Origin of the sequence: Bacillus sp. BF2-3, assembly GCF_008368795.1 — a bacterium.
GTDB classification, from domain to species: Bacteria; Bacillota; Bacilli; order Bacillales; family Bacillaceae_G; genus Bacillus_A; species Bacillus_A cereus.
In genome coordinates this window covers 61,614-84,750 of record NZ_QOSA01000031.1, presented here as the reverse complement: position 1 = coordinate 84,750, position 23,137 = coordinate 61,614, and the positions used below count along the sequence as shown (strand labels likewise).

The following is a 23,137-nucleotide window of genomic DNA, read 5'->3' as shown; positions in this document are numbered from 1 at the left end:
TCTGCCACGCTTTTTTATTTTTTCTTAATTTCCTCATATTTCGCATACCACTCAGGATATAACTTTTTAAATGATACAGGGCGGAACCCTTCTTTTTTCGCACAAATATTCGTTGTGCTTGCAGTAATACACAGTTCACCATCACCATTATATATTTCATATCCATATACAACGCGAAGTGGGCTCACAGTATCTACCCATGTTTTTACGCTTGCTTTTTCTCCGTAACGCATCGCTTTACGGTATGAAATTTGTAAATCTAACACAGGAGAAATAATTCCTTCTTTCTCCATTTCAACATATGAAAAACCTAAATCTTGTATAAGTTTCGTGCGACCTAACTCAAGCCACACTAAGTAGTTTGAATGGTAAACAACACCCATTTGATCTGTTTCCGCATAACGGATTTCAACTTCATGTTCTGCTACAAACATATGTATTCGCCTTCTTTCACTTCTGCTACCTTGCATACATTTAATCATAATACAGTGACATCAAAAATAAAATAAAAATAGTGAATCTTTTCCCGAAAGGAGCAAGCATATGATTCAAATTGTAACGGTTCGTAGTGGTGATAGCGTATATAGCTTGGCATCAAAATATGGATCAACACCTGACGAAATAGTAAAAGACAATGGATTAAATCCAGCTGAAACGCTCGTTGTTGGTCAGGCACTTATCGTTAATACGAAAGGGAATAATTATTATGTACAGCCTGGTGACAGCCTATATCGAATCTCTCAAACATATAATGTCCCCCTCGCTAGTTTAGCTAAAGTTAATAATTTATCTTTAAAATCTATTCTCCATGTCGGACAACAATTATACGTACCAAAAGGGACAAAACGAGCTGTAGAATCCATCGCTTATTTACAGCCTTCCACTATACCGATTAAAGAGAGTTTAGTTAATGCTACACGTGCCATCAATCCATTTTTAACATACTTAGCTTATTTTAGTTTTGAGGCAAAAAGAGATGGCACATTAAAAGAACCTACTGAAACAGCTAAAATCGCTAATATTGCAACGCAGGGTAAAACAATCCCTATGCTCGTTATTACAAATATTGAAAATGGTAATTTCAGTGCCGATCTAACATCGGTTATTTTACGCGACGCAACGATTCAAAACAAATTTATTACTAACATTTTGCAAACAGCTCAAAAATATGGCATGCGAGACATTCATTTCGATTTCGAGAGTGTAGCACCTGAAGACCGCGAGGCGTATAATCGCTTTTTACGAAATGTAAAAACACGCTTACCTAGCGGGTACACATTGAGCACAACTCTCGTACCGAAAACAAGTTCAAATCAAAAGGGAAAATTTTTCGAAGCTCACGATTATAAAGCGCAAGGGCAAATTGTTGATTTCGTCGTCATTATGACATATGACTGGGGATGGCAGGGCGGGCCACCGATGGCGATTTCTCCTATCGGTCCGGTGAAAGAAGTACTTCAATATGCAAAATCTCAAATGCCTCCCCAAAAAATTATGATGGGGCAAAATTTATACGGGTTTGATTGGAAGCTTCCATTTAAACAAGGAAATCCACCCGCAAAAGCAATTAGCTCTGTCGCAGCTGTTACACTAGCTCGTAAATATAATGTCCCTATTCGTTATGATTTCACAGCCCAAGCTCCTCATTTTAATTATTTTGATGAAAACGGCGTGCAACACGAAGTTTGGTTTGAAGATTCACGGTCTGTTCAAAGTAAATTCAATTTAATGAAAGAACAAGGTATAGGTGGTATTAGTTACTGGAAAATCGGTTTACCATTCCCACAAAATTGGCGTTTACTTGTTGAAAACTTTACGATTACGAAAAAGGGCTGACAAAAGTCAGCCCTTTTTGTATATTTTGTTAAGATTCATCTTTGATTTCACTTTTTAATGAGTCAATACTTTCTAAACGTCTTTGATTTTTTGCTTCAATAGCAGCACGATCTTTTTCATTAGAAAGTTCCGCTGTTTCTTTTGCTTCATTAAAGTTATCAACTGTATTTTGCACCATTTCTTGTAACTTTTCAGCGTTGTCACTTCGATTATCTGGATTTGGCATGTACTTCCCTCCTAATATTGTATATACACACCATCTTAAATTACCTATCTTTCCTCAAATTTATACATAAAAAAGGAGAATGTAATATTCTCCTTTTCTTTAACCATTATCAACAATCGGTTGTTTACCTGTTTGATCTTGCATTTGCTTTCCTTTATTTCCACCAGCTTTTTTTGATTGTGTTCCAATATGATTCGGTGCAAAGTCTTTTGAATTTTTTTTCGGATTACCCATTACTATCGCCTCCTTAACACTAGTATCGTACTAGTGTTAAGAATTATTCAGCTTGCTTAAAAAGTTTCATTTCATAACGTTTTTCAATGCGCTCTTCAATGCGATCAATTGCCTCACGATCGCTTAATAATTGTTGTTTATTTTCATTTACAAGTTCTTCAAACGATTTACGGCGACTTCTTCTCATGTTGTTCACCCTCTCTCCTTCGCTTTCTTATTACATAGTATGAGCAAACAAAAAACTCTTTAATCAGATTTGCAAGAAAATTTTATGTTTTAGTACTCCTAAAAAAACTCCGTGTACAATATATTGCACACGGAGTTTTTCATACCATAATATTTAAATACTCTTTCAACTTTTCATCTGCATTCATTTCATTTTCTTTATAATCATGAAGCGCCTGTAATACAAAATCATACTGTTCTAAAATATAACTTTCTAATCTCATAACATCCTCTAAGCTATTAAGCATAATTCTCGTATTACCAACTTCACTTTTTAACGCTGGTTCACATTTTAAGCTTGTACATATTTCTTTCACATCTTCTTCTAATATCTCTGTTAATACATATTTCTTTCGCCCTTTTACCTTTACTCTCATAACTGGATAAAAAGCTTTTATATCTAAATAACTTCCTACGTTCATACAACGTAGCCATTCTACATTCCGTTTATTACATGCAAGTATTTCTTTCACCGCTTCATATACCGCAGTTTCATCAAGCATAGCCTTATTTACTTTTCGTTTCCCTTCTTCTTCAATAGCTGCACACTTTTGATAAACAGCAGCACACGTAATGCAATCGTCAAATGCATTATGAGAGCTTAAACGAATTCCAAGCATTCGTTTTAACGTTTCAAGTTTATGATTAGGCGCATGCTTCATGTATTTCTTCGCTAAAAATACAGTATCAATTACTTTATTTTTAGGTTCAGGCAACCCAAGCATATTTACATTACTTTTCAAAAAGCGCATATCAAAAGAAGCATTATGGGCCACAATAACATTTGTATGTAAAAATGCTAAAAATAAAGGTAACACTTCTTCAATCGTCAGAGCATCTGAAACGCGATAATTAGTAATACCTGTTAAACTCGTTATTCGGTCCGGAATTGGCCGCTCTGGATTCACGTATGAAACAAATTGATCTACTAATTCATGATTACGATATTTCACTGCTGCAACTTGAATAATTTTATCATTATAAGGGTTAAATCCTGTTGTTTCAAAATCAATTACAACATAATCTAACGGTAAGGATACATTCCCCACTCCATACACTCCTTTATCTCTAAACGGTTATATTTCTTACATCATATCATGAAGTGATTACTACTTGAAAAAGAAAAGGCAGAAATGGGAACTCTCCACCTCTACCTTTTCACCATTATTTTAATTTAGCAACTCTTTTCTCCATCTCTTTTTGTGTCATCGGCCCAATAAACTTATCTTGAATGACACCTTTTGTATCTATAAAATACGAAGTTGGAATCGTAATTACTTTATACGCTGTTGTCACATCAATGTTCTTGTCCAATAAAACAGGAAAAGTAATTCCTTTTTCTTTAATAAAATTGCTTACCTTCTCTTCCCCCCCACCTTTTTCTGAAGGCGTATAATTGACCGCTAAAATTTCTACGTTCTCTTTATGTTCTTTATAGAAAGCCTCCATATCAGGCATTTCTTGTTGGCAAGGTCCACACCACGTTGCCCAAAAGTTTAAAATCACTTTCTTTCCTTTTAAATCTGATAGCTTTACATTCGTTCCATCTAACTTCGTTAATTCGAAGTCTGGCGCACTCTTCCCTATTTCAATACCATTCCTTGCGATAATCTCTTTCATCGCAGCTTCACTTTTTTCTTGCTTCACTTTTACCGCCTGCTCTTTATTACCAAACTGTTCATAAGCTGCATATCCCGCTAAACAAAGTAACACTACAATAATCGTAAGCTTCCGCCACATTTTATATCACCCTAACGTATTATCTTCTTTTAACACATTCATCAAAATACTATATACCTTATTTTAGCTTATACGGACAAGCTTGGAAATATTCACATTCTAAATAATCAGAATTTTTATAACTATGATGAAATATTTACCTTTCCATCATATAATTAGAAATAAATATAATATTTTACAATGAAAGGAGCTCTCATGAATTTATTTGAAAAAATACTTCTATATATTCTTAGTTTTATATTTTCCCCAATCGGAATTATCACATGGATTATCTCACTATTTAGTAAAGATCCTGAAAAAAAACAAGTTGGACGTATTTGTCTCTATATCGCATTAATCTCATTTATCCTTTGGGCAGGCCTCGGCATTATTACTTTTTTCACGATGACTACCATTACTACTATAGAATAGTTATAGAAAGGATGATTATTTTGGGAGAACACCCTATCACCAAAGAGCTACGCTATATACGAATATGCTTAGTTATTTTAGTAATCGTTCTTTTATTTTTCAACAGTGAAAAAGTCGTTGAAATTTCTACAAATCATGATTCCATAGAAAATGTTCCCACCAGTAATATGACACAAATTGCGGAAAATACATTCGCTATTCAAGAATATAATCCATTACTAAGTAGCGAACATACAATTAAGATTTTCAAATATAATCCAGATACAAATCAACTTACTCTCGTCAAAGAAGTTAATTCTAGTGATCCGAATTCTTATACTTATCAACTTAATGAGAACGAATAAAGTGAAACTTTAATCAGCCCTCACCAATCGGGCTGCCCGGCAAATAGCGGAATAAAGATAAGGGCATTACATATCTCTTATCTTTTTGTTTGCAACTCTTTGTACAATGAGTTGCAATTTAATAATTCTCTAGGATTCCCACATTCCACAATAGTCCCATTCTTTATGACAACAACACAATCTGCTATCATCGCTCTCTCTACATCATGTGTTGCCACAATTCTCGTTACATCTCTTCCTATCCCTTCAATCATATTCCAAACCAGTTCTTGATTGCCTGGATCTAACCCAGCCGTCGGTTCATCTAAAATAATAAGAGTTGGATTTGATACAATCGCTCGCAATAATGCGAGACGTTTTCTTTCGCCTCCTGAAAGCTCTTCACCGCTTTTATGTAGCACAGTTTGACTCCCTTCAGGTAACCCTCTAATAATCGGCGTTACATTTATAAGTTCACTATTTTTTTCTAACTGATTTTCTAAACACTCTTCCCCGAAATACATATTCTCTGTTACCGTCGTTCGGAAAAAACGTGGTTCTTGCCACACTGTAGTCATTCGAGCCTTTTGACCATAATAAACAACACTACCGTTAGATGGTTTATACAAGCCCGTTATTAACTTTAAAAGCGTTGTTTTTCCTGCACCGCTTTCTCCCACAATAATAACGAGTTCACCAGGACGAATTTGCAAATCAATATTATGAATTCTGCATTTCTCTTCGTCATTCTCCTGAAATGAAACATTTGTTATCCTGATACCCATCGCTCTTTCTACATTGTTATCTGCTGCTCGTTTATTTAAAAAGCAAAAATTTCTATTTGCCGAAGCGACTGCAACTTGTGTCATTATTAATAAATCGCCTACATAACGGACAGGGAAAAAGAGCATCTCAATTGTCGCTAACACTGCAATGAGTGAACCAACTTCTATTTCTCCCCTCATTATTTTTTGTGCACCTATAATGAGAACAAGGATATATGCTCCTGTTTCAATCACCGTTCCAACTACTCCAATACAATGTTGCATCATCGTCTTCTTTACTTCCGATTTATACGATTGTGCCGTTACTCTTTTAAATAAGCGAATTGCCCATTTTTCTTTTTGTAAACTCCGCAAATCTTGTATTCCCTTTACAAACTGTGACACCATCTCTACAACACTTGAGTGATTTTTTTGAGCAACGCTTGCGATATTTCTTACCTTTTCCCCAAACAACATCGGAACCGTTGCACTTAAAAATAAAAACGGAGTTATCCACAATATGAACTGTACATCTATATGTTGTAGTGCTATGAACGCACCTATAAATTGCGCAATGGCATGTATATATTCTATTAATATAGAGCCATATAACCTGACCCAGTTCGGAATATCAGACACGACCAAAGTTTCTAACTCTCCTTGCTTAATCTTCTCACTCTCTTCAAACGGTAATGAGAAATAGTGACGCAATAATTCTATACGTTTCGTTTGTAATATACGTTGACTCGCTTTTGAACTTATATAATCAAATAAAAGATTGTTCGCCCACATTAAAAAGCGACTACCCGCAAACAAAGCTATATATAAATACGCACCTTTTAGCTCTCTTTGAATAAGATTGTCTACAATTAATCCCATGAAAATTGGGCGTGATAAATTTAAAATGGCAGCAATTATCCCACTACATACAGCTGCTATTACTAATATTTTCTCTTGTCGTAACGGCAACAATATTCTTTTATACTCTGTCATGACGTTTCCTCCATTTTTATAGTAAAAAGAAAGGGATGAAACCAAATGGTTTCATCCCTTTCCATAAAATAAGGAAGCTAACTATTGTTAGCTTCCTTATTGTTCATTTCAATTATTTAGTTCGACACTTTTGATTCTTCAATTTTCTCACGAAGAACCATTTGCAGAATACCACCGTGACGGTAGTAATCAATTTCAACTTCACTATCGAAACGAGCTACTACTTCAAATTGTTTTTCGTTGCCATCTGCATCAGTTGCAACTACTTTTACAAGATCGCGCGGTCTAACTGTTTTGTCGATTTGAATTTCAAATGACTCGTTACCAACAAGACCTAACGTTTCAGCACTTTCGCCATCTTTAAATTGAAGTGGTAGTACACCCATTAACACTAAGTTACTGCGGTGAATACGTTCGAAGCTTTCTGCGATTACTGCTTTAATACCTAATAAGTTAGTACCTTTCGCAGCCCAGTCACGAGAACTTCCCATACCGTAATCTTTACCAGCAACAACTAGAAGACCTGTTCCATCTTCCTTATATTTCATAGCAGCATTATAGATAGATGTTACTTCACCAGTTGGCCAATATGTTGTATATCCGCCTTCTGTTCCTGGTGCGATTTGGTTTTTAATACGGATGTTCGCGAATGTACCACGCATCATAACTTCATGGTTACCACGACGAGAACCGTAAGAGTTAAAGTCAACTGGTTGTACGCCGTTTTCTAATAAGTAGCGTCCAGCTGGTGTATGCTTACCGATTGAACCTGCTGGTGAAATGTGGTCTGTCGTTACAGAGTCACCAAATTTACCAACTACGCGTAGGCCTGATAATGTTTCAACTTCACCTGGCTCTTTAGATAAACCTTCAAAGAATGGTGGGTTTTGAATATATGTTGAATCATTATCCCAAGTATATAAAGCTTCGTTTGAAGTTTGGATTTCATTCCAGCGCTCATTGCTGTTAAATACTTGTGCATATTCTTTCTTGAACAGTTCAGATGTAACAACGCTTTGAACTACATCTTCAATTTCTTTAGCTGATGGCCAAATATCGTTGAAGTAAACAGCATTGCCATTTGCATCTTTACCGATTTCATCATTTTTCAGGTCAATATCAACAGTACCTGCAAGTGCATATGCCACAACAAGTGGTGGTGATGCTAAGTAGTTTGCTTTTACAAGTGGATGAATACGACCTTCAAAGTTACGGTTACCAGATAAAACAGATGTTACTAGTAAGTCGTTTGCTGCGATTGCTTCTTCTAATTCTGGCGCTAATGGACCAGAGTTACCGATACAAGTCGTACAGCCGTAACCAACTGTTTGGAAACCTAATTGATCTAAATATGTTGTTAAACCAGACTTATCTAAGTACTCTGTAACAACTTTAGATCCTGGTGCTAATGATGTTTTTACATACTCAGGTACTACAAGTCCTTTTTCAATTGCTTTCTTCGCAACTAGACCTGCTCCAATTAATACGTATGGGTTTGATGTATTTGTACAGCTTGTAATTGCTGCGATTGCAATTGCACCTGTTTTCATCGTTACTTCTTTATCTTCTAATGTAACCTTCACTTCTTTATCGAACTCTTGCTCATTAAATCCAAGTCCTTGTGTTCCAACTGGTGCTACAACAGCTTTGTGGAACGCATCTTTCATATCTGAAAGTGGAATTAAATCTTGTGGGCGTTTCGGTCCAGAAAGGTTAGATTCAATTGTATTTAAATCAATTTCAACAAGATCAGTATAGATTGGATCTTTACTGTCTGCTGTATAGAATAAACCGTTCGCTTTACAGTATTCTTCAACAACGCGAATTTGTTCTTCATCTCTACCTGTTAAACGTAAGTATTCTAATGAAATATCATCGATTGGGAAGAATCCACAAGTTGCGCCGTATTCTGGTGCCATATTTGAAATTGTTGCACGGTCAGCTAAAGGCATGCTCTTTAGTCCATTACCGAAGAACTCAACGAATTTACCAACTACACCTTTTTGACGTAATACTTGTGTTACTTTTAATGCAACGTCAGTTGCTGTAGTACCACTTGGAAGTGTACCAGTTAATTTTACACCGATTACTTCAGGTACTGGGAAGTATGAAGGCTGTCCAAGCATTCCTGCTTCTGCTTCAATACCACCAACGCCCCAACCAAGAACGCCGATACCGTTAATCATTGTTGTATGTGAGTCTGTTCCAACTAATGAATCTGGGTATGCAACTAAGTCACCTTCAGCATTTTTCACCGCGTGAACAACTGGTGCTAAATATTCAAGGTTTACTTGGTGTACAATACCTGTAGCTGGTGGAACTGCGCGGTAGTTATCAAATGATTTTTGTGCCCAGCTTAAAAATTTATAACGTTCTTCATTACGTTTAAACTCTAAGTCCATGTTGAATGCAAGCGCGTCTGCCGTACCCGCTCTATCAACCTGTACAGAGTGATCGATTACAAGGTCTACAGTAATTTCCGGATTAATTTTATCAGGATCCCCACCCATGTCTGCCATTGCTTTACGAAGCGAAGCCAAATCAACAACAGCTGGAACACCAGTGAAATCTTGTAAAATTACACGAGATGGTTTAAATGGAACATCGATATCTTGCACATCTTTCGTTCCCCATTTCGCTAAATTTGTAACATGCTCTTCTGTGATTACACGTCCGTCTACTTGACGAAGTACTGATTCAAGTAAAACTTTCACGGAATATGGTAATTGAGATACGTTGCCAACCCCTGCGTTTTCAAGCGCTTTCAAATCATAATAATGATACGTTTTTCCATCTACGTCAAAAGTTGCGCGTGATTGAAATGGATTATGTTTGACCATTATGTTTCCCCCCTGTTAAACGTGACTAAGTTGTCTGAATATAAAATGTAGACAAACTTTTCAATACCTTACGATAATATCTTATTACAACTTTCTAAATAAGTAAATAATAAGAAACTTATAGATTATCATAAGTTTTCTTTATGTTTCTAAATTTGAATAGTGTTCATGTTCCTTATGAATACTATTACCATAAAGTAAAGTGCTCTATTAGCGCTTTCTTTACAGTTCATACATACTATGAACTGCTCATCATGCAACTTACAAAAAAAGTTATAGAGGTGAAATAAAATGGGTAAAAGAAAAGCAAATCATACTATTTCAGGAATGAATGCGGCATCTGCACAAGGACAAGGTGCTGGTTATAACGAAGAGTTTGCAAATGAAAACTTAACTGCTGCAGAACGACAAAATAATAAGAAACGCAAAAAGAACCAGTAACGAAAAATCCCAAAAGGAGCATTCACCTTTTGGGATTTTTTCTAATGTTTATAACGTAGTAATTCCGAAACCGTTACAAATCGATAGCCCTGCTTTTTCAGTTCAGGTAAAATTTTTGCTAGCGCTGCTACTGTTTGACTACGATTATTTCCCCCATCATGTAACAATACAATATCACCACTTTTTGCATTTTTCACTACATGATTTACAATGGATTCAACCCCTGGATTTGCCCAATCACGTGGATCTTGATGCCACGACCATAGAACAGTTTGATAACCAGCTTCTTTCGCTGTTTTAAATACAGCATCGTTAATATATCCACCCGGTGGACGGAATAGCAAAGGTTCTTTCACCCATTTTTCGAAAAATTTCTTTCCATCTAAAATATCATTTTCTAATTTTTCATCTGATGAATTACTCGCATACAAATGATTCATCGTATGATTTCCAATTTCATGTCCCTCTTTTAACACTTGTTTCACTAAATATGGATTACGCTGAACCCGAAATCCAATCATAAAAAATGTCGCTTCTGCTTTATATTGACGTAATAAATTTAAAATTTGTGGTGTATAAGTTGGATCCGGTCCATCATCAAATGTAATAGCAATAATCTTTTCATTATTAGGTACTTCCCATGTTACATAGCCAGTTGGTTCTAGCTCTTTTCTGAGCAACATTTTCGCTTCCACTTTTTCAACTTGAAATATATGTACTGCGCATAATAAAGAAAAAACGAGTAGAAAAATTTTCTGTTTTAGCATAATATTCGTTAAAGTAATGAGGTTGTCGAATACACAACAACCTCATTTACTTTTCTAATTGATCTACATGCTGCATAATATTTTGAAGGTTATTTTCGTATTGCTCAAGTTGTGGGCGTTGTGTTTCTGAAGCTACTTCTAGTGCATTTTGAATTTGTTCATACGCTTCCTGAACCTCTTGGCGTAATTCTTTTAAATCATGACCGTAGTTTGGATCATTTTTTACAATGTTGTTAAATGCATTTTCTGCTTGTGTAACACCTTGCTGAGCTGCTTGGAACGCTTGTTGTTTATCTTTATGATATGGCATTATATAATCCCCTTTCCATAATAGTTAGTCCCATTTATCTTTACCTTTTTTTCTAAAAACATTCTCGTATAAATTTGCAAACTTCTCTCATTCTAAAGAGGAAGAGGAGGTGTCACATACAATGGAAAAAAACAATCGTGAAGCGAAAGAAAAAAAAGGACAACCTGAACCATTAAGCGGATCTCATAAAGTAAAAAACCGTAACCATTCACGCCAAAAACATCATGCGCATCATGATATGTAAAACAAAAAGTGCACACTAGCTATCTTTTCCACATACAATGTTTATATTTTTCCATTTATTCTTCACCCCTACTTCATTCATGCATAACATAGTATGAATTGAGATTTTACGGAGGGTGTCTTACATGGGCAAGAAAAAGAAGGATTGTCTTTTTCATGTTGATGGTTTCGAAGAATGGATGGATCAATTTTGTTCTGACTCTTGTAGTAACTTTAGTTTCCCAAATCAAATTCATATTGACCTTTGCGAAACGGAACAAGAATACATTTTGGAAACAGATGTACCAAATGTAACTGAACAAAATGTAGTCATTAAAAAGATGAAGACAGGCCTAACCATTTGCATACTTCATAATAATATTTCTTTACAGCGGATCATTCCTTTACCCGATAATATTATTTATAAGAAGATGCTAGCCTGCTTAGAAAATGGATATTTAGCCATTCATATTTCCAAAAATGAAGTTGCTGATAAGCATGAAAAGAAAGTTCTTTTTTCAAATTAAGAGTTAATATAATACACACTAAGCCCCAGTTGGTTACTGGGGCTTATGTTATTTCGCATGCATTTCTATATTAGAATTTCTATCATATCTTTTTTTCGATAAACCTTTTGTAACTAAAAGCACAGGAAATGCCACAGTTGAAAATATAGCTAGTGCTGAAAATATTGCAAACCCATTTTGGTACCCGTAGTAATCGAGAAGTACTCCTCCAAACCACGGACCTATTACTGCTCCAATTCCCGAGAAACCCATCGCACCGAAGTATGTTCCTTTTAGATGCGCAACAGCAATATCATCAATAAATACATCCGTCATTGAAAACATTAAGACTTCTCCAATTGTAAAAATAATTGTACAGACGGCAGCACCTAGCATAGATTCTACTACTCCAAATCCAAACAATCCTCCGCTCACAAATAAAGTTCCAACCATAATGGATGCTAATGGTGTGTATTTTTTGCACATTTGAATAACAGGGTATTGGATAATCACTACAACAATTGCATTTAAAGCGAGCATATATGAGAATAGCTTCACTCCATCCTCAAATATATGTGCATTTGCAAAATATTGAGATACTGTCGTCGTTAAATGTGAAAAACCGCAATTACTCAAAATAATACCGACTAAAGCAACTAAAAATACTATATCTTTTCGCAATATACGCATTGCATTTAACATTGTAACAGGTTTTTCTGTACTCACTTTCTTTTTTTCCATTGGATACTTCTTAAATTGGAACGCTAATATAGCTGTATATAGAATATATACCCCAGCTGCTACTAAAAAAGGAATTGTTGATTTTGCACTTCCAATCTGTAATCCAACAATTGGTCCAATAGCAACTCCAACATTTATTGCACCGTATCGTAAGTTATAGACAAGTAACCGATACTCAGGCTTTGTTAAATCTGATAATAATGCTCTTGATGTTGGCTCAAAAAACGACCTACATAATCCATTTAAAGCGTTTAATAAAAAGAAACTTAAAACATGATCCGCAAGTGAAAAACCTATAAACACAAAAATCCAAACGATCATGGACCAGAGCATAATCGTTTTCCGGCCAAATCGATCTGATAAATTCCCTCCGATAAAACTAGCAAAAACACCAACAAGTGCACTCGTTCCGATAATAGCACCAGTCATTCCAGCTGATACACCTTTAACAGTCGTTAAATAAATCGCTAAAAAAGGGATACTCATTGAAGTTGCAAACCTAGCAAACAATGTCCCTAAAATAATACTCATTCCAAGCGGATGAATATGCTGTAACTTCCCCTTCATCGTTAAACCTACTCTCTCTATTTTCACAAAAAAAGAAAGCAAAGGATCTGCTTTCTTTTCCTTTTTCTATACTTGAGCTGTTGATACCCGAGTTGTTCTCGTTATGTCCATATCAATTCCATATGTGAACTGTAATTCTTTACACACATCTTTAATTAAGATTGCGACATTATACTTTTCATTAAATTGTAAAACTATGTTTTCTACTTCTTCATATGTATACTTATATTCCCCTGTAATGACACTTTTTAGATCAAAGCATTCGTTAATACAAAGTTGTACAAGTAGCTGGTCATATTTCTCTATTACATCTTCTTTCTTCCAAAGTAACTCTTTTACATATAATCGATCAAACTTCACACTTTCTCGATTACAATCCGTTAAAATCCGGGTCATTTCGTTTAATTCTCGATATAATTCGGAAATATTTCTACTTAAACTAAGCAGTTTATCTACGCCGTTTTCATATAACATATTCATTCCACCCCCGCATTTTCTTTTTCTTATTATAGCAAGAAAATTCTAAAAATAGTTTCTTTCTTCTGAAATATTAGGAAACTAATTTCAATTGCTTTACAATGAAACTAGTTAATGCGAGAGGAGAAAGAAAATTGGAGCACAAATTATATTACACTGACGCTTATAAGCAAGACTTTACTACTAAAATTATAAAGCAAGATTATGATAAAGACGGTAACTTATACGTTGTTTTGAATGAAACAGCATTTTATCCGACAGGTGGCGGACAACCATATGATACTGGTACATTAAATGATATCAATGTAATCAATGTAGAAGAGATAAACGGAGAAATTCGTCATTACATTGCAGAACAATTACATACAGAAGACATAGAAGGTAAAATCAATTGGGAGCGCCGTTTTGATCATATGCAGCAACATGCGGCTCAGCACATTTTATCTGCTGCCTTTTGGGACCATTTTAACATGCCTACAATTGGATTCCATCTTGGTAAAGAAACAGTAACAATTGATTTAGAAACAGAAAATCTTCATGCAGAAACGGTTGAAAAAGCAATACAAATTGCAAACAAAATTGTTTTTCAAAACCATCCAATCCGCATCCAGTGGATGAACTTAGAAGAAGCGAAAACGTTGCCCCTTCGTAAAGAACCGACTATGACAGAAAATATACGCGTTGTTATGATCGAAAACTTTGATTATAACGGCTGTGGCGGAACACACCCGAAACGTACTGGTGAAGTAGGTCCTATTCAAGTTCTTAGCTGGGAACGCAATAAAGGTGGCATACGACTAACGTTTATCGCTGGCTGGCGCACACTTAAATTAATAGGGCAGCAACAACAAATTATGAAGAATGTTTCCAAACAATTAAACAGTAGCGAAACTGATATTCCAACAAAAGTGGCGCAACTGCTTACTTCTCAAAAAGAAAACGAAAAAGCAATACAAACAATGAATGAAAAATTATTATTTGCAGAGGCAAATGAACTACTTCAACACCCTACGGAAATACATGCCGGCATACTTATTTCTAAAGTATTTACAAATCGTTCTATGCAAGAAATCGCAAAGCTTTCCGCTATTATTACAGAACAACAAGAGCATGCAATTACGTATTTCGTCATCGAAAATGATGACAAACTACAATGTATTCTCGCTTGCGGAAAATCAGTATCACTCGATATGAATGCTCTTTTAAAAGACGCTCTTCCTACAATCGAAGGAAAAGGTGGCGGAAATAAGAAGAGTGCTCGCGGTGGCGGGAAAGCAATTATGAGCGGAGATGAATTTTTAAATCAGCTTGTTTCTTCTTTACAGTCAGCAGTTTAAAACATGTTATGAAGGATAGCGAACGGCTATCCTTCCCCTATATTTACAGACCTATATTTTGTTTCAAACCTTGATAACTCCCTGCATTTACAAAACCTTCACTTATAAGATTGATAAAAGTTTCCGAAAAACCATAATGACTTAAATCTTTAATCGGCACCATTTGCACATCATGAATTGGATTATGATCAAACTCGTTAGAAGGTAGCATAATTTCACCTTCAATCCTTTTAAGCAAAAACGTTATATGTAATAAAGACGGGCGAGCATCTGGTTTATCACAAACATAGAGTAGCTTCTGAATGTTAACTTCTAACCCTGTCTCTTCTCTCATTTCTCGAATCATTGCTTCCTCTAACGTTTCGCCATTCTCTGCTCTTCCTCCAGGTAAAGACCAATTTTGATTAGCCACTTTTTGCTTTACTAGCAATACCTTTTCATCTTCAATTAAAATTCCTGTAACACGAACTTGCATTACATTTTCCATATGCAATCTCCTCTTCCCATTATATTTACAAATTAACCCTTCCATAAAAAGAACATATGTTTTATAATTGAAGAAAATTATGGAAGAAAGTAGTTGTTACATTCATGCGTCCACCTTTAACAAAGTCTATATCAATTGAAGATTTCCAAAACTATTATTGGCTAAAAGCAGAACTCCAAACATTTTGTCGTGAGAATGGGTTGCCAGCTAGTGGCTCTAAGATCGAAATAACCGATTGTATCTCACATTATTTAACTACTGGTAAAATATTAAAAAACAGCTCTGTTCAAAAGGTGAGTAAAGCTTCCCTATCCTATAAAGACCTTTCTCTTCAAACGATTATTACTAACAATCACCGCTGTAGCGAAGATGTTCGTGCTTTTTTCAAAGAAAAAATCGGAACAAACTTCAGCTTTACAGTAGCTCTTCAAAAACTTTTCAAAGAGAATGTTGGAAAAACATATGAAGACGCGATAGCTTTTTGGCATGAAGAAAACGAACGAAAAAAAGACCCTACATACAAAACAACTATCGGTGCACAATTTGAATACAATCGCTTTACTCGTGACTTTTTCGAAGATCCAAATAATAAAGGGAAAGCAAAAGCTGATGCGATTGCTGCTTGGAACGAAATGAAAGCGAAGCCTGGTAGTAATGTTTATGTTCCTCAAAAAGTAGAAAACTAGTTACCTCGCTAGTCTTCTATTTTCTCAAATAATAGCGCCATCCCTATCCCGCCTCCAATTCCTAATGTAGCAATTCCATATTTCATAGACTCTCTTTGAGCCTGATAAAACAAACGTGTTACCAGCATAGCACCAGATGCACCGTACGGATGACCGAGCGCAATTGCTCCACCATTTACATTTACTTTTTCGTACGGAATTTGTAACTCTTTTGCGCAAGCAATAACTTTTGAGGCGAATGCTTCATTTATTTCAAAATAATCGATGTCCTCTACTTTTACATTCATTTCGTTTAATAATTTGTTCACCGCAAATATCGGACCAGTCCCTGGAAGCTTGGGATCCACTCCCACTACAGCACTACGAACGAAACGAAGTACAGGCTTGTATCCTAATTTTCGGGCTTGCCCCTCTTCCATTACAAGAACGGCACATGCTCCATCATTTACACCACATGAATTCCCCGCCGTTACTGTACCATTTTGTAAAAATGCAGGTTTTGTTCTTTTAATCATTCGTTCATAATTCATTTCTAGCTTTATAGATTCATCTAATACTCCATTAAAAGACAATATTTCATCATATATAAATCCTTTTTCTAATGCTTGCAGTGTTCGTCTGTAACTGAGGCAAGCATACTCGTCTTGCATTTCTCTCGTGATGTTATAACGTTCTGCAACATATTCAGCCGCTACTCCCATGTCAGGATCACCAATTGTTTCAGGTGAAAATCGTGCTCTTTTTTGAAAAGGTGACGTACTTGTACTCTCTACTCCCCCGGCGATATAACACTTACCTGCCCCGCCTTGAATGAGATGACACGCAGTTCGAATTGCTTCTAAACCAGCACCACATTGCCGATCAATCGTTACACCAGGAATATGATAGCCAAGTCCCGCCTCTAAAGCAGATAGTCTCGCAACATTCCCTCCTGGCCCAACAACATTACCTAATATGACATCATCTATTTCCCTCTCAATCCCTTTACTTAAAAACGTAAGAAGCGGCGTTGTTAATTGCTGAACTTCATACTCTTTTAACATCCCATTCTTCTTACCAATAGGTGTTCTTTTCGCCTCTACAATGACTGCTCTATTCATATATTTTCTCCCGGTTTTCAATCATACTTTTTGCTTCCATACGAGCGATTTTCCCACTATTTGTATAAGGTATTCCATCTACAAAATGCCATTCTTTCGGTATTTTAAAAGAGGATAATCTCTGTAAGCAAAAACTCTTTAATTGTTGTTTCGTAGCACTTCCTTTTACGATCGCGACGGGCTTTTCACCCCAGTAACTATCTTTCACACCAATTACAACTATTTCATCAACAGCTGGGTGTTCATGTAATACACTTTCTATTTCTTCTGGATAAATATTGATTCCTCCAAATAAAATCATATTCTTCTCTCTACCAACAATATATATAAAGCCTTCTTCATCTTCATAGCCTACATCTCGCACTGTCATCCAACCTTCTGCATTCAACTCCCGTGTTAAAACCCCATCTATTATGTATCCCATAAAAAACTGATCACTTTTCACATAAACAGTTCCTATTTCACCTTTTTGTACTTCTTCGCCTGCTTCATTACATATTCGAACTTGCACATTATGACAAGGTTTTCCTACTGAATTTGGCCTTCTTTCGCTTTCTGCATCGACTAGTGCTGTTACAAAACTTAACTCTGATGCACCATAAAATTCATATCTTTTCGCATAAGGAAATATATTCTTTATTTTTTCTTTCGCTTCAGCTTCCCATTTCGCTCCTGACGAAATAATTTTCACTTTATTTTCTATTAATCTACTTTCTTTATATAAAGATTCAAGCATTGTCGGAACTGTATACATAACTGATATATTTTCAGTTTCTAACTTATCTAATACTTGATTTGGAAAGAACTTTCTCATAATGTGCACTGTTTGTCCTACATATAATGCACTTATTGCCCCGTATAAGAAAAGAGAATGAACGAGCGTCCCAGCTATTAAAATTGAATCCTCCCTTTTCATATGAAAGTCATGTACATTACAATCAAAACTATGAACCCACGATTGCTGTGCACGTAAAAATGCTTTTGCTGTTCCTGTTGATCCTGATGTAAATCCCATATAAAAAGGAGCATGTTGTACACTTTCTACAGTGGAATATGTAGGAAGATATTTCTCTATCATTCTTTTCCACTCATCAATTTCAATTACTCTTCCTTCTTCATCCAATAGATCATTCACCTTATATCGTTCTGTCACAATCATATCCGGATTACTAATTTCAATTCTTTCTCTGAGCTCATCTTGTTTCCACTTTATATCTAACGGAACACAAACCCACCCGGCCATAGCGGCACCAGAAAATAGTTGTAAAAACTCTATATGATTTTCTAATAGGATTGCTATCGTTTTATTCTTCGATTTTTTTTCATTTAACCAGCTTGCTACTTTACAAACTGATTCAAACCACTCTTTATATGTTAAAACTCTATCATTTTCCTTTATCGCTATTTTATTTGGTTGTAAAGAGGCATGCTTTTTATATTCTTTTGTAATCCCCATATGAGACGTCCTTTCTTTACAATAATAATAAAAAGAAACACGCAATTAACGTGTTTCTTCCCTTTATCATCCCGCATTTGTATATTTTCCATTCTTTAAAGCGGGCGTAATAATATGTTTCAATGAACGATGTAATTTTGTTACGAGAACTGCCGCAATAATTGCTTTTATACAATCCCCTGGTAAAAACACAGCACTCACTTTCATTGTCTCCCATACAGAAACATCCATTAAGAACGCTTGTACAGTAATACCAAATACATAAACTACGAAAATACCACCAATTATATTAATACATAATACTTTTATAATAGAAACTTCACGTAAACGCTCAATTAAATAACCAATAACAAACGCCCCAATGATGTAACCAAGTAAATATCCTGCACTTGGTCCAACAAATACACCAGGGCCACCGCGTCCACCAGCAAGCAATGGTGCTCCAACTCCTACAATAAGTAAGAAAATAAGCTGACTTAACGCACCTAGACGTGATCCTAACAACCCACCCGCAAGCATAACACCGAGTGATTGCAATGTAATTGGAACTGGTGTAATAGAAAGAGCAATCGGAGGTATTAACCCTAACACTCCCATAATAGAACTAAATAAAGCGACAAAAACTAAGTTTTTTGTATTCATATTTGCTTCTCCTATTTGTAAACTTAAAATTTATTTTAGGTAACATATCACAAAAATCATATTATCTTTCCATTCTTCTTTTGTCAACCATTAATGTATTAGAGTTTACAAATAGAAGTTCACTTATTTCTCTCTATGCAAATGCTCCAGTTCTTTCCGAAGCGCCTGTTTTAAAAACTTCCCAACAGATGTTTTCGGTATTTCTTCCATAAAGACAATATCGTCTGGCAACCACCACTTCGCAAACTGTGGTTTTAAAAACTCATATATTTCTTCTTTTGTAACCGTACTATTTTTCTTTTGAACAACGCAGGCAATTGGTCGCTCTTGCCACTGAGGGTGAGGAACTGCAACGACAGCCGCTTCAAATATAGCATCATGTGCCATTAAAGCATTTTCAAGATCGACCGAAGAAATCCATTCTCCCCCGCTTTTAATAACATCCTTCGTACGGTCAACAATTTTCACGCAACCTTCCTCATCCACTGTGACAACATCACCAGTATATAACCATCCATCGCGAAAACCTTCGACAGTACGATCATCGTTATAATAGCTTTCAGCGATCCAAGGTGCTCGTAAACATAGTTCTCCCATCTCCGTACCGTCCCACTTCACTTCACCATTTGTACCGACTACTTTCATCTCTACACCAGGGACAAGATACCCTTGCTTTGATCTAATTTCTAATTGCTCTTCATACGATAATTCTGTTTCATAACTTTTTAAACGTGCAAGTGTTACGAGTGGGCTTGTTTCGGTCATACCATATGCATGGATGAAAGGAACATTGTGTTTCTGTTCAAATGCTTTAATAACACTTTTCGGTGCGGCTGCACCACCACATAGTATTCTCGTCATACTAGATAAATCATAACTATTATTTTCTAACTCTTGTAATACACCAAGCCAAATTGTCGGCACACCGGCAGCTAACGTCACTTTTTCAGATTGGATCATTTCTAATAAAATTTTCGGCGTAAACATCGGTCCTGGAAGAACTTGTTTTGATCCAAACCAAGTAGCAGCGAAAGGAAGTCCCCAAGCATTCACATGGAACATCGGTACAATTGCCATCGCCGCGTCACTTTCCGATAAAGCAGCTGTATCCGCTAAACCGAGTGCCATGCAATGCAGTACAGTACTACGATGCGTATATACAACACCTTTCGGATTTCCTGTAGTCGCTGACGTATAACACATACCAGCTGGTGTATTTTCATCAATATCTTTTACAAATTGGAAATTGGGATCGCCTTCTTCTAATAGCTTTTCATAATGATATACAGGCTTCAGCGTAGTGTTTGGGAGTTCATCTTTATCAGTCATAATAATGTAAGCTTGTACAGTTGATAATTGTGATTGAATATTTTCAACAAGCGGTACGAGATCTTCATCTATAAGTAGAATTCGGTCTTCTGCGTGCTGAATAATGTATGAAATATGTTGAGGAGATAAACGAATATTAATTGTGTGTAAAACGGAAGCAATACCAGGAATAGCAAAATACGCCTCCACATGTCGATGATGATTCCACGCTAACGTTCCTACACGTTCGCCTTCCTTAATCCCAAGCTTTTTTAACGCACTAGAAAGTCTTCTCGTCCTTTCTCCTAGCTGCTTATACGTTAATGTCGTAATGGTATCATGTGTACGAGAAACAATTTCTTTCTTTGAGAATAACTTTTCTGCTCTTTCCATCATAGAACTAATTGTTAGCGGTACATTCATCATCATATTGGTTACATCCCCCTTTAAAGCGTTTTCATTTTTTCGTTTATTATAACAGACTTCCGCAAATGATTACGACATTTTTCTGTATTTTCTGAATTATTTCTTTGGAAATAATTCAGAACGATAAACTATCTACCTTTTTTCTTACTTTCTTTTTCAGTTTAAAAATAAAACGATTACTGTATTCCTTATTTTCTACTAAAATTCGATATATCTCCCATACTCCTAACACACGAACAAAAAGATAAACTCCGATTTGTTGTTATCAAAATAAAAAAACTCCTTGATTCATTTAAAGGAGTTTTTCAATGTAAGATATTTCATTGATTCATATATCCTTCTCTAGATATACAATATCTTTTTGTATCGCGATTCTTACCTTTAATAAACATATCCTTCTGAATTGTATATTTGTACTCCATATTCAAACGTTTCATTAATTTTTCAGATGCTTCATTTTCTGAATCACATCCCGCTTCAATACTATTAAGATGCAACTCATGAAAACCATAGTAGAAAAAAGCTAATGCAGCCTCCGTGGCTAATCCTCTTCCCCAATATTTTCGAGATAAGGCGTATGCAATTTCTGCTGTATGTGTGACCAAATCATATTTTATAAATCCACACGTACCTATAAGTTTTTTCTCCTCTTTTAATACAATTCCAAGAGGTGCTACTTGCCCTTCATTATATTGCCCCACAATCTCTTCTACATAGTTATATGTGTCACATAACGATCGATGAGCATCCCATACAGTAAAAGTTGTCATCTCTTTATCTGTAGCATACTCATATATATGTAAACTATCACTCATATTCATTTTCCTTAACATAAGTCGTTTCGTATACAACGTTGGATATGACCATTTCTCAATGATCATAACGGCTTCTGCTTAAACTTTTCATAATGTCGTACTTTTAATAGAAGGATATTCCCGCAATCTGTACAAATATAAGCATCCACCGGTGAAGATGTGAACATCGTTTCCTTTTTCCGTATTTGTGCATATCCGACAAACTCACCTTCTCCTATGTTTTGAGAACCACAATTAGAGCATGTCTGCACGGTTTTTTGTTTCATGAGAGCACCACCTTTAATCTGTTTCCACTCCCTTCGACAGCTCACTTCCATTTCCCTTCCAAAAAACCTCTTATTCTCTCACATTTCAACAGGAATCTCAAAACAAAAATCGTATATGTACTATGAAATATATTTATTAACGGAGGAATTTTATGACTACTGTTATGACACTCGATATAGCAACAGAAATTGAAAATGCAGAAATTGATATGCTCTCTTCTAGATTAGAGAGACTACAAACAATAAACGGAAACCCAATGCAAGTGCAAATGAAAAAATTCGGTAGCGCCACTGCCTTTTCATCAAAAATAATTGCTGGTCCAGCTTTTAATACGGTAAAAGGTATTACAAATGCAGATGCGATTGATGCAATCATTTCTTATTATGAATCACTACAAATCCCTTGTCGTTTTGAAATTACCCCAGCACAAGGTACAACTGAATTATTTCAATACTTATCTCAAAAAGGGTTTTATCAATCTAGCTTCCATACTGCTTTGTATAGTATACCGAGAGAGGGTTCATCACTTCTTCCTTCTAATATTACAATACGAAAACTAAAAGAAAATGAGTTTGATATTTTTGCAGACATTTATGTACGTGGATTTAATATGCCATCCTTTACAAAAGATAGTGTGCGCCAAAATAATGAAATTCTTTACAATGAACCAGGGTGGCATTTTTTCATAGCTGAAGTTCAAAATATCCCTGCTGGTATTGGTGTCCTGTATATAAATAAGGGTGTCGCATCATTAGCTGCTTCTGCTACTTTGCCAGAATTTCAGCGTAAAGGCTGTCATACTGCATTAATTCAAAAACGAATTAAGAAAGCTATTGAATCCAATTGTACTTTAATAGTTGGACAAGCAAGGTTCGGTAGCGGCAGTCAAAATAACATGGAACGTGCTCACATGAAAATCGCTTATACAAAATCAATATGGACCGCAAAAGACATATTATAATTTACTTTATTTCTCCTTCCGTTACATTT

28 protein-coding genes and 1 pseudogene are annotated in these 23,137 nt (G+C 35.7%); 9 read left to right on the top strand and 20 right to left on the bottom strand.

Translation table 11 applies throughout. The features are described from left to right. Window positions 1–14 precede the first annotated feature (14 nt). Window positions 15–434, bottom strand: coding sequence for an acyl-CoA thioesterase (locus DN401_RS22140; RefSeq protein WP_000495817.1), 420 nt, complete (start codon window positions 432–434; stop codon window positions 15–17). Between the two features lie 109 nt (window positions 435–543). Here DN401_RS22140 and DN401_RS22135 point away from each other — a divergent pair, with 109 nt between their 5' ends. Further along, entirely contained in the window at window positions 544–1,836 is a 1,293-nt protein-coding gene (locus DN401_RS22135; protein ID WP_000614859.1) for a glycoside hydrolase family 18 protein, read from the top strand. Window positions 1,837–1,864: 28 nt separating this feature from the next. Here the strand turns inward: DN401_RS22135 and tlp are convergent, their stop codons facing one another. The 5 genes from tlp to DN401_RS22110 form a co-directional block, all read right to left on the bottom strand. Then, a complete protein-coding gene (gene tlp, locus DN401_RS22130) occupies window positions 1,865–2,062 on the bottom strand; it encodes a small acid-soluble spore protein Tlp (RefSeq protein ID WP_001133511.1) in 198 nt (65 codons plus the stop codon). Between the two features lie 99 nt (window positions 2,063–2,161). Beyond that, entirely contained in the window at window positions 2,162–2,296 is a 135-nt protein-coding gene (sspN, locus tag DN401_RS22125; RefSeq protein ID WP_000527987.1) for an acid-soluble spore protein SspN, read from the bottom strand. Between the two features lie 43 nt (window positions 2,297–2,339). After that, on the bottom strand, window positions 2,340–2,483 hold the full coding sequence (locus DN401_RS22120; protein WP_001254703.1) for an FbpB family small basic protein: 144 nt from the start codon (window positions 2,481–2,483) through the stop codon (window positions 2,340–2,342). 139 nt (window positions 2,484–2,622) lie between these two features. Then, a complete protein-coding gene (locus DN401_RS22115) occupies window positions 2,623–3,570 on the bottom strand; it encodes a 3'-5' exonuclease (protein WP_149287935.1) in 948 nt (315 codons plus the stop codon). 115 nt (window positions 3,571–3,685) lie between these two features. After that, window positions 3,686–4,261 carry a redoxin domain-containing protein gene (locus tag DN401_RS22110; protein ID WP_000269085.1) on the bottom strand — a complete coding sequence of 192 codons (576 nt, stop codon included), beginning with the start codon at window positions 4,259–4,261 and terminating at the stop codon, window positions 3,686–3,688. A gap of 195 nt (window positions 4,262–4,456) precedes the next feature. Between DN401_RS22110 and DN401_RS22105 the strand changes: the two genes are divergently transcribed. Together DN401_RS22105 and DN401_RS22100 are read left to right on the top strand one after the other, a co-directional pair. After that, a complete protein-coding gene (locus DN401_RS22105) occupies window positions 4,457–4,672 on the top strand; it encodes a hypothetical protein (RefSeq protein ID WP_001047912.1) in 216 nt (71 codons plus the stop codon). A gap of 11 nt (window positions 4,673–4,683) precedes the next feature. Beyond that, window positions 4,684–5,016, top strand: coding sequence for a YmzC family protein (locus DN401_RS22100; RefSeq protein WP_074555548.1), 333 nt, complete (start codon window positions 4,684–4,686; stop codon window positions 5,014–5,016). 77 nt (window positions 5,017–5,093) lie between these two features. On the opposite strand, the gene DN401_RS22095 is transcribed toward DN401_RS22100, so the two are convergent. After that, window positions 5,094–6,752 (bottom strand): ABC transporter ATP-binding protein, encoded by a 1,659-nt coding sequence (locus tag DN401_RS22095; RefSeq protein ID WP_144572823.1) that lies wholly within the window; start codon window positions 6,750–6,752, stop codon window positions 5,094–5,096. A 116-nt stretch (window positions 6,753–6,868) separates the two neighbouring features. Next, the gene (acnA, locus tag DN401_RS22090) at window positions 6,869–9,592 is read right to left on the bottom strand and encodes an aconitate hydratase AcnA (protein WP_149287934.1); all 2,724 of its coding nucleotides are present in this window, start codon (window positions 9,590–9,592) and stop codon (window positions 6,869–6,871) included. A gap of 291 nt (window positions 9,593–9,883) precedes the next feature. Here acnA and sspO point away from each other — a divergent pair, with 291 nt between their 5' ends. Then, window positions 9,884–10,033: an acid-soluble spore protein SspO gene (gene sspO, locus DN401_RS22085; RefSeq protein ID WP_000518051.1), complete on the top strand. Its 150-nt coding sequence runs from the start codon at window positions 9,884–9,886 to the stop codon at window positions 10,031–10,033. A 41-nt stretch (window positions 10,034–10,074) separates the two neighbouring features. Here the strand turns inward: sspO and pdaB are convergent, their stop codons facing one another. Together pdaB and DN401_RS22075 are read right to left on the bottom strand one after the other, a co-directional pair. Beyond that, on the bottom strand, window positions 10,075–10,800 hold the full coding sequence (gene pdaB, locus DN401_RS22080; protein WP_002041622.1) for a polysaccharide deacetylase family sporulation protein PdaB: 726 nt from the start codon (window positions 10,798–10,800) through the stop codon (window positions 10,075–10,077). Window positions 10,801–10,846: 46 nt separating this feature from the next. Further along, window positions 10,847–11,110 (bottom strand): hypothetical protein, encoded by a 264-nt coding sequence (locus DN401_RS22075; RefSeq protein ID WP_001146294.1) that lies wholly within the window; start codon window positions 11,108–11,110, stop codon window positions 10,847–10,849. 121 nt (window positions 11,111–11,231) lie between these two features. Between DN401_RS22075 and DN401_RS22070 the strand changes: the two genes are divergently transcribed. Next, the gene (locus DN401_RS22070) at window positions 11,232–11,354 is read left to right on the top strand and encodes a small acid-soluble spore protein P (RefSeq protein ID WP_000414448.1); all 123 of its coding nucleotides are present in this window, start codon (window positions 11,232–11,234) and stop codon (window positions 11,352–11,354) included. Between the two features lie 124 nt (window positions 11,355–11,478). Next, on the top strand, window positions 11,479–11,859 hold the full coding sequence (locus tag DN401_RS22065) for an Hsp20/alpha crystallin family protein (RefSeq protein ID WP_000516748.1): 381 nt from the start codon (window positions 11,479–11,481) through the stop codon (window positions 11,857–11,859). 48 nt (window positions 11,860–11,907) lie between these two features. On the opposite strand, the gene DN401_RS22060 is transcribed toward DN401_RS22065, so the two are convergent. Both DN401_RS22060 and DN401_RS22055 read right to left on the bottom strand, forming a co-directional pair. Next, window positions 11,908–13,146, bottom strand: a complete 1,239-nt coding sequence (locus tag DN401_RS22060; RefSeq protein WP_000676811.1) for an MDR family MFS transporter — start codon at window positions 13,144–13,146, stop codon at window positions 11,908–11,910. A gap of 66 nt (window positions 13,147–13,212) precedes the next feature. Continuing rightward, window positions 13,213–13,620, bottom strand: coding sequence for a hypothetical protein (locus DN401_RS22055; RefSeq protein WP_000965149.1), 408 nt, complete (start codon window positions 13,618–13,620; stop codon window positions 13,213–13,215). Between the two features lie 137 nt (window positions 13,621–13,757). Here DN401_RS22055 and DN401_RS22050 point away from each other — a divergent pair, with 137 nt between their 5' ends. Next, window positions 13,758–14,960, top strand: a complete 1,203-nt coding sequence (locus DN401_RS22050; RefSeq protein ID WP_149287933.1) for an alanyl-tRNA editing protein — start codon at window positions 13,758–13,760, stop codon at window positions 14,958–14,960. Between the two features lie 43 nt (window positions 14,961–15,003). Here DN401_RS22050 and DN401_RS22045 read toward each other — a convergent pair whose 3' ends face one another. Further along, on the bottom strand, window positions 15,004–15,447 hold the full coding sequence (locus DN401_RS22045) for an NUDIX hydrolase (RefSeq protein WP_100655026.1): 444 nt from the start codon (window positions 15,445–15,447) through the stop codon (window positions 15,004–15,006). A gap of 104 nt (window positions 15,448–15,551) precedes the next feature. Between DN401_RS22045 and DN401_RS22040 the strand changes: the two genes are divergently transcribed. Beyond that, window positions 15,552–16,133 carry a DUF6434 domain-containing protein gene (locus DN401_RS22040; RefSeq protein WP_149287932.1) on the top strand — a complete coding sequence of 194 codons (582 nt, stop codon included), beginning with the start codon at window positions 15,552–15,554 and terminating at the stop codon, window positions 16,131–16,133. Window positions 16,134–16,141: 8 nt separating this feature from the next. Here DN401_RS22040 and DN401_RS22035 read toward each other — a convergent pair whose 3' ends face one another. The 7 genes and pseudogenes from DN401_RS22035 to DN401_RS22005 all read right to left on the bottom strand — a co-directional run bounded on the left by DN401_RS22035 (window position 16,142) and on the right by DN401_RS22005 (window position 22,146). Beyond that, window positions 16,142–17,233, bottom strand: coding sequence for an acetyl-CoA C-acyltransferase (locus DN401_RS22035; RefSeq protein ID WP_149287931.1), 1,092 nt, complete (start codon window positions 17,231–17,233; stop codon window positions 16,142–16,144). Further along, on the bottom strand, window positions 17,226–18,689 hold the full coding sequence (locus DN401_RS22030; RefSeq protein ID WP_000513152.1) for an acyl-CoA synthetase: 1,464 nt from the start codon (window positions 18,687–18,689) through the stop codon (window positions 17,226–17,228). The genes DN401_RS22035 and DN401_RS22030 overlap by 8 nt, the downstream gene beginning before the upstream one ends. Window positions 18,690–18,755: 66 nt before the next feature. Beyond that, window positions 18,756–19,331 (bottom strand): biotin transporter BioY, encoded by a 576-nt coding sequence (locus DN401_RS22025; RefSeq protein ID WP_100655024.1) that lies wholly within the window; start codon window positions 19,329–19,331, stop codon window positions 18,756–18,758. A gap of 123 nt (window positions 19,332–19,454) precedes the next feature. Continuing rightward, on the bottom strand, window positions 19,455–21,068 hold the full coding sequence (locus DN401_RS22020; protein ID WP_000980172.1) for a long-chain fatty acid--CoA ligase: 1,614 nt from the start codon (window positions 21,066–21,068) through the stop codon (window positions 19,455–19,457). A 112-nt stretch (window positions 21,069–21,180) separates the two neighbouring features. Further along, window positions 21,181–21,321: pseudogene (locus DN401_RS22015) on the bottom strand (helix-turn-helix domain-containing protein); the annotation flags it as partial. Between the two features lie 64 nt (window positions 21,322–21,385). Further along, complete coding sequence (locus DN401_RS22010) at window positions 21,386–21,946, bottom strand: GNAT family N-acetyltransferase (protein WP_000582845.1); 561 nt, start codon at window positions 21,944–21,946, stop codon at window positions 21,386–21,388. Next, on the bottom strand, window positions 21,943–22,146 hold the full coding sequence (locus tag DN401_RS22005) for a hypothetical protein (RefSeq protein ID WP_000810948.1): 204 nt from the start codon (window positions 22,144–22,146) through the stop codon (window positions 21,943–21,945). The genes DN401_RS22010 and DN401_RS22005 overlap by 4 nt, the downstream gene beginning before the upstream one ends. Before the next feature lie 152 nt (window positions 22,147–22,298). On the opposite strand from DN401_RS22005, the gene DN401_RS22000 reads away from it, so the two are divergent. Then, window positions 22,299–23,108 (top strand): GNAT family N-acetyltransferase, encoded by an 810-nt coding sequence (locus DN401_RS22000; RefSeq protein WP_100655023.1) that lies wholly within the window; start codon window positions 22,299–22,301, stop codon window positions 23,106–23,108. The last annotated feature ends 29 nt before the right edge of the window (window positions 23,109–23,137 follow it).